This is a genomic window from Arthrobacter sp. UYEF21, assembly GCF_040546085.1.
In the GTDB taxonomy this organism is placed as follows: domain Bacteria; phylum Actinomycetota; class Actinomycetes; order Actinomycetales; family Micrococcaceae; genus Arthrobacter.
Genome location: NZ_JBEPNF010000035.1, coordinates 1 through 6,563 on the forward strand (window position 1 = coordinate 1; position 6,563 = coordinate 6,563).

General features: G+C 64.0%; 5 protein-coding genes. 4 read left to right on the forward strand and 1 reads right to left on the reverse strand.

All coding sequences use genetic code 11. The features are described 5' to 3' along the window. The first annotated feature begins 707 nt into the window (after positions 1–707). A complete protein-coding gene (locus ABIB27_RS18990) occupies positions 708–2,381 on the forward strand; it encodes an exo-alpha-sialidase (RefSeq protein WP_354254659.1) in 1,674 nt (557 codons plus the stop codon). Between the two features lie 547 nt (positions 2,382–2,928). On the opposite strand, the gene ABIB27_RS18995 is transcribed toward ABIB27_RS18990, so the two are convergent. Further along, a complete protein-coding gene (locus ABIB27_RS18995; protein WP_354218009.1) occupies positions 2,929–3,624 on the reverse strand; it encodes a GntR family transcriptional regulator in 696 nt (231 codons plus the stop codon). A 132-nt stretch (positions 3,625–3,756) separates the two neighbouring features. Between ABIB27_RS18995 and ABIB27_RS19000 the strand changes: the two genes are divergently transcribed. The 3 genes from ABIB27_RS19000 (at position 3,757) to ABIB27_RS19010 (ending at position 6,257) form a co-directional block, all read left to right on the forward strand. Beyond that, positions 3,757–4,821, forward strand: coding sequence for an FUSC family protein (locus tag ABIB27_RS19000; RefSeq protein WP_354254661.1), 1,065 nt, complete (start codon positions 3,757–3,759; stop codon positions 4,819–4,821). A 201-nt stretch (positions 4,822–5,022) separates the two neighbouring features. Continuing rightward, positions 5,023–5,766, forward strand: coding sequence for an SDR family NAD(P)-dependent oxidoreductase (locus ABIB27_RS19005; protein WP_354218004.1), 744 nt, complete (start codon positions 5,023–5,025; stop codon positions 5,764–5,766). 2 nt (positions 5,767–5,768) lie between these two features. Next, positions 5,769–6,257, forward strand: a complete 489-nt coding sequence (locus ABIB27_RS19010; protein WP_354218003.1) for a MarR family winged helix-turn-helix transcriptional regulator — start codon at positions 5,769–5,771, stop codon at positions 6,255–6,257. Positions 6,258–6,563 lie beyond the last annotated feature (306 nt).

Consider the following 6,563-nt stretch of genomic DNA (forward strand, 5'->3'; position numbering starts at 1 on the left):
ACCATGCCCACGATTCTCCCAGCCGCCCCTACGAGGACATGGTTATTCTGTCGGCGTTTTAAGAATTAGGGCCTGTCATTTCTGACCCACGCACCCAGGCGACAAACGGTATCTCAGAACACCCGGCAGAATGACGGTACGTGCGGCCACTTGCCGCAAGGACCGCCATTCTCGAATCAAGCTGTTCTTGAAATCCTTCGTTTTCGAGACGATCTCAGCTTTTTATGGCATTTTGCGGCGGGACGTGTCGCGGGGAGGACCCTAGAGCGCGCTACCTCGCTTCGTCCAACTAGCCTCGATTTTTCATGACGGTCGGGGGGGCCGCGGGGTGGGGGCTTGATTCTGCTCCGGGTTTATTTTGTGGGTTTGGGCGTGCTGGTGGGACCTGTTGTCGCTGGTTGGGCGTTGGGTTCCACGGCTCCGATGGGTCGTGCTGGTCGCTGAAGGGGCTGCCCGTGTGGTTCTTAGGCCAGGAGGTGGACCCGTTGTCGGATGCTGGTTTTCAGGCTGGCAATAGCGGCAAGGAGTTGTGGCGATCGTGGCGGTTTCCGCCGCTTTCTCAGGGATCGCAGCCTGGTCCGCCGGTAACTGAGCGGTATTGGCTCTAGCCCCGCGCAAGCATGCCCTCTTTCAGCGGGCCTCTCGACAGTGAGCCCCGCCACAGGTATGTTGTGGGATGTCCAACATCACAGATCTCAAGGAGAGACATGAACCCCACCAAACAGTCGTACGCCCGACGGCGTCCGAGTACCACGCTCGGTAGGCTCGGCGCCGTCATGCTCGGCGCCGTCATGCTCGCCGCGGGTGCCGCACCCGCCGAGGCCGTGCCCGGCACCGGCAATGACGACGACGCCGGCCACTTCAGTAGCCAGGTCCTCGCGGCCAACGGCGACAACGGGATCGACCCCGTCCTCGGCAAGTACTACCGGATCGTAGGGCTTGCGAGCCTCGGCAACGGCGTCGTGCTCGCCTCCTACGACGGTCGCCCCGACGGTCGCGACTCCCCGTCGCCCAACTCGATCATTCAGCGCCGCAGCACCGACGGCGGAAAGACGTGGGGTGCGCCCATGTTCGTCGCCCGCGGCCAGGTCACGGCGCCCGGCGTCCTCCGCTACGGATTCAGCGACCCGAGCTACGTCGTGGACCGTGAAACCGGCACAATCTTCAACTTCCACGTCTATTCGAAGGATGCGGGCTTCGGCGCGAGCACGCTCGGCAACGACGACGCCGACCGCAATGTCATCAGCTCCGAGGTTTCCGTCTCCACCGACGGCGGTCAGACGTGGTCCACAGACCCCGCGAACCAGCCCACGCTGCCGACGCCGTCGTCCTACGCCCCGAACTCGAAGTACGCGGGCTTCGCTGGCCCCCTCATCACGAGCGTCGTTAAGCCGGTGGGCAGCACCGTCAACGGCGCCGCGAACGTGGGCGGCGTCGTCGGCCAGTTCGCGGCCTCCGGTGAGGGCATCCAGCTCCAGTACGGGCCCCATAAGGGGCGCCTCATTCAGCAGTTCGCGGGCACCGTCATCCAGATGGACGGCTCGAAGCAGATCCAGGCATACAGCGTCTACTCCGACGACCACGGAAAGAGCTGGCACATGGGTCAGCCCGTGGGGACCAAGATGGACGAGAACAAGGTCGTCGAGCTCTCCAACGGCGATGTCATGCTCAACTCGCGCGACAACGCGGGGGGCGGCGGTCGCCGGATCGCGATCTCGCACGACGGCGGCGAGACCTACGGGCCCGTTACGTACGACCACACGCTGACCGATCCGCGCAACAACGCCTCGATCACGCATATGTTCCCGGACGCGCCCGAGGGCTCGGCCGACGCGCAGAAGCTCCTCTTCTCCAACGCCGACAATCCGCCGTTTGCTCGCGTCAACGGAACGATCCGCTACTCGTGCGACAACGGAGCGACTTGGAGCACCTCACGCGCCTTCGCGCCGGGCCTGGCGACCAGCTATTCGACCGTGACCGCGCTCGGGAACGGCCAGTACGGCGTCCTCTATGAGGGTGCGAACAACACGATCACGTTCGACACGTTCGACGCCCGGTGGCTCGGCCCGCTGTGCGGAACGTTCTCGGCCGGCGCCGCTTCGGTGGCACCGGGCGGTTCGGCCGATGTCACCTTCACCGTGACGAACCGCGATGACCACGCCTTCTCGCGCGGCACTGTCTCGCTGACGCTGCCCGTCGGCTGGAACGCGACAGACGCGAACGTCCCGGCTCTCCCCGCCGGACAGTCTGCGACCGTGACCGTCCGCGTGACCGCGCCGGCCTCGGCGAAGGCTGGCACCGTGACTGGCCGTGCGGAGTTCACGGCAGCGCAGGGGCACTTGGACGTCAAGGTCCCGGTGACGGTCAACCCGGCCTCCTGACGCGAATGCTTGAGAAGGACCCGGCATCTGGGTAAACCAGATGCCGGGTCCTTCTCTGTATAGCCACGCGCCATACGCCGGTGGGCAGATCCCCCAGGTTGGCGTCGGGCAATAACAACCGTGAGACACAGGTTCACCGGCGACTGAGCCAGCCAGCCAAAGCGGTGTCCGGTGGAGGGTCCTCAACGGCAAACCCCGCCACTTAGCACTACGAGAACCACGCCACATAGCTCTGCGATTCACAATCTCGGCTCGACCAGTGAGGACGGGCCGGTCCTCCGCGTCTTGATAAAGGATCCTTTGACGGGACCCGGGTAGAAGGACTCCCCGACGAGTTTTTACTGCAGATCGGCGTCGCCGAGGCGGGTGACCCTGTTGATTTCGGCGTGCTGCGTGACCAGTTCGCTGCCTGCAAAGGATCCGAAGCGCATCCGCTCCACCCTTGCGAAGCATGGGGGTCCTTGTTCGAGTAGCGTCAGAGCATACTTGCTGTAATCGGGAACCCGGCGTTCGCGGAGACGCAGTGTTTTTCGCGGAGACGCAGTGTTTAACAGCGGATTTTAGTCTTCAAAGGTACCGGCACGGCTTCCCGGACGCGGCCGGCGACGGTCAGCCGCATCCGATCGGTCCGGAAGATGTCCTCGGAGTATTCCACGGGCTCACCGGCGGCGGCCCACGAGGTGCGGTAGATTTCCAGCATCGGAACTGCCGGGTCGATCCCGAGCAGCTCCGCCTTGGCTCCGGTGACCAGCACGGGCAGGAGCTCTTCCCTGGCAGAGACGGGGGCCAGGTCATAGTCCTGCTCCATGAGCCGGTAGAGGGAGCCTGCCAGGTCCCGTTCCGGCAGGCCGGGAAACCGGTGTGCCGGGAAAAATGAATCTTCCAGCACAACCGGGATATCGTCGGCGAACCGGATCCGGCGGATTCGGTGGGCCTCCTTACCGGGGGCCAGTTCCAGGGCTTTCGCGACGTGCGGCGGGACGGCCATGGTTTCGGCTGCCAGCAGGCGTGAGGACGCGGTGCCGGCGGTGCGCAGCAGCTGCCTGCTCAGCCCCATCAAGTCCGAAATGTCCACCGTCGGCAACGGGTGGGCGACGAATGCCCCGCCGCCGCCGCGGCCCTGGACCTTGTCGATGTAGCCGGCGTCTTCCAGACCGTCCATGGCCTGGCGTAAGGTCATCCGGCTGACACCAAGAGCCGTGCTCAGCGTGCGCTCGGCCGGCAGCCTGGTCCCTCGCGGCAGCTGCCATGTTCAATTGTGAATGGGCGGACATGCGCGGCCAGCGTCCTGGGCCAAACCCGCACATCTTGCATGTGTAGCAGACCGGACGGATTGCCGGGGCGATTCGTGCCATGAGAATAATAGTGTTCTGTCGTGGAATCGAGAGGGATTCGCACCAGTATGGTGGTTGTTACTGCCGGTCTGTTCACCAAATCCGTCTTCGGAGGGTTGGTGCTCCTGCTACCCGCCGACCCATGCAAAGGTAATGACACAATGGTGATTTTTAGCCGCCCTCAACCGGGAACCCTACCGATAACGTTCAAGCTTTTGGTGGCAATCCTGATTCCTTCCGCAATCGTGAGCGTGCTGGGAGGGCCGTCGGCCAGCATGGGATTTGGCCTGGCCATGGGCTTGGGGATGGCGGTTACTCCCGTAAGTCGGCCGCCCCAGGCGGCGCTGCTGGTGGTCCTGGGTGCCACACTTGGCGGGTTGGCGTCATTGGCCGGTTCAACGCCGTGGGCCATCGCGGCGCTCATGTTCATCTCTGCGGTCCTTTTTTCGGTCACCAACCAGCGCTCCGCCGGGCTGCTGTCGCTGACCCCGGTCATGGTGATTCTGTTTGGCCCGGGTCCCATCAACCTCAGCTGGTGGTCAGCGGCCTTGTGGATTCTTGCTGGTGGCGTGGTGGGTGCCTTCATCACCCGCCTGCTGAAGTTCCAGGCCCCGACCCTTCCCGTGGAAAAACGTACTGCCTGGGAGCACGGTATCGCGGTGGGCCTGTTGTGCGCCGCGGTCATGTTCTGGAGCCTGGCCAATGACATTCCCCATGGTTACTGGATCGCGGTGACCGTACTGATGGCCTTGCGGCCACTGCCAGACCAGCGCCGCGAGACCCTGAACGGGCGCCTTATTGGCACGTTACTAGGGGCTGTGGTGGCCCTGCTGGCCGTGTTGTTCCTGCCGGTGTGGGGCGCTGTCATTGTCGCCGTGCTGTGCTTGTTCTGCCTGGTCTGGTATTCCATGGGAGGGGCCTACCTAATGCAGGCGATGGCCTTGACACCGATGCTGTTGATCTTCGCCTCCCTCGGCGACGTCGGGCGCGGTTTCGAGCTGACCATTGAGCGTGTCATTTTCACGGTGATCGGAATTGCCGCGGCGGTGGTGGTCGCGTTGCTGCTACGGCGCTGGGAATCCCGGCGTGAGGTCGTCTCCGGCTAAAACTCCAACACCGCCCCTGTGCGCCGTCACCCGGTAGCCGCGCGCTGCTTCGGGAAACATCGGTCCGCGAGGGTCTTTGCGCCTCGATTGCAACGTGCCCGCGGAGCGACGGCGTGCTGCCGGGCCCGCGCTCCGCTGGCCACCTCCCGGGCATATACTGTCCATACGACAGTAAAATGTTTTAAGGAGAAGATCTTTCCCATGCTTTTTGAGAACCAAGTAGCACTTGTCACCGCAGCGGGTGCCGGAATCGGCCGTGCAATTGCCATTCGACTGGCCGCCGATGGTGCCTCGGTCATCGTCTCAGACGTCGACGACGAGGCCGGCGCCGAAACCGTTTCTCTCATCGAGGCCGCCGGCGGACGCGCCGCCTACAAACATGCCAATGTCGCCGAAGCGGAGGAGGTCAACGCCCTGGTTCCCTTCGCAATCGAGAGCTTCGGCCGCTTGGACATGGCCGTGAACAACGCAGGTGTAGGGGCCATGCCTAAGCCCGTGCAGGAGATCGCCGCCGCGGACTGGGACCGCACCATCAACGTGACCCTGCGAGGCACCTTTCTGGCCATGCAGACCCAGATCGCACACTTCCTGGAGCAGGGACGAGGTTCCATCGTGAACATCGCCTCGCTTGCAGGCATCAGCGCCACACCCCAACTGACTCCCTATGGAGCGGCAAAGCACGGGGTGGTTTCCCTGACCCGCAGCGTTGCCAAGGAAAACGCGGCACTGGGCATCCGCGTCAACGCGGTCGCGCCGGGGGCCATTGAAACCGCTGCTCTGGCATCCCTGCCTGCCAAGGCCAAAGCCGGATACGCCGCGGAAATCCCGATGAAGCGCCTGGGACAGCCGGAGGACATCGCCAACGCCACCGCCTTCCTGCTTTCAGACCAGGCCGCCTTCATCACCGGCGTTGTGCTGCGCGTAGACGGCGGAACCGAGGCCTAGCCATGGCGGCAGCGGAGCAGAACGCGGCCCTGATCGAGATCCTGAACGGGATCTTGGCGCAATGGACGGCACCGGACTTCACCACCGCGGTCGCCGCGCGCGAGGGTGTGGTGCTGGACCCGGGGGGCCTGACGCTGCTCACCATTCTGAACAACTCCGGTGCGCAGCGGCCCTCGGCGCTGGCCGAGCGGATGGTCACCGGAGCCTCCAACATCTCAAAGATCACCGCGCGCCTTCAACAGGCCGGACTCGTTGGTCGCTCCGGGGACCCGATGGATTCGCGGGCCTCACTGATCGTGCTCACCGAGGCCGGGCAGCGGGCAGGGGAGGCACTGCAGCGTTCGGGAAATTCCCTCATCGATGAGCTGCTGGAAGGCTGGAGCGCCGAGGACCGCAGCGACCTGATGCGGCTACTGGCCCGGTTCGAGGTCGACAGCAACCGCGTAGCAGCCACCTTAAGGGACACTCAAGGCCCGCCTACGTGCCCGTAGCCGCCGCCTTTCGCAGTCTCATAAAACTATCCTTTATCCAGACGAACGGTCGCTCTGTTCAGGGCTGGTCGAGGCCCAGCATTGTGAATCGTAGCGGTAGGTGACTCGGATTCGGCGCGCTATTTCATCAACGAGAGGATATGGCCGTTAGGAGTCCAGGCTTACGGGGTTGGGCCCATGGGAACGGCGCCCCGAAAGGGCGGACTCTCAACTAGGTGCGTGGGTCAGAAATGACAGGCCCTAATTCTTAAAACGCCGACAGAATAACCATGTCCTCGTAGGGGCGGCTGGGAGAATCGTGGGCAT

Bases quoted from the DNA above. Each gene is read 5' to 3' on its own strand.
- ABIB27_RS18990 (WP_354254659.1), top strand. From the start codon at position 708: ATGAACCCCACCAAACAGTCGTACGCCCGACGGCGTCCGAGTACCACG.
- ABIB27_RS19005 (WP_354218004.1), top strand. From the start codon at position 5,023: ATGCTTTTTGAGAACCAAGTAGCACTTGTCACCGCAGCGGGTGCCGGA.
- ABIB27_RS19010 (WP_354218003.1), top strand. From the start codon at position 5,769: ATGGCGGCAGCGGAGCAGAACGCGGCCCTGATCGAGATCCTGAACGGG.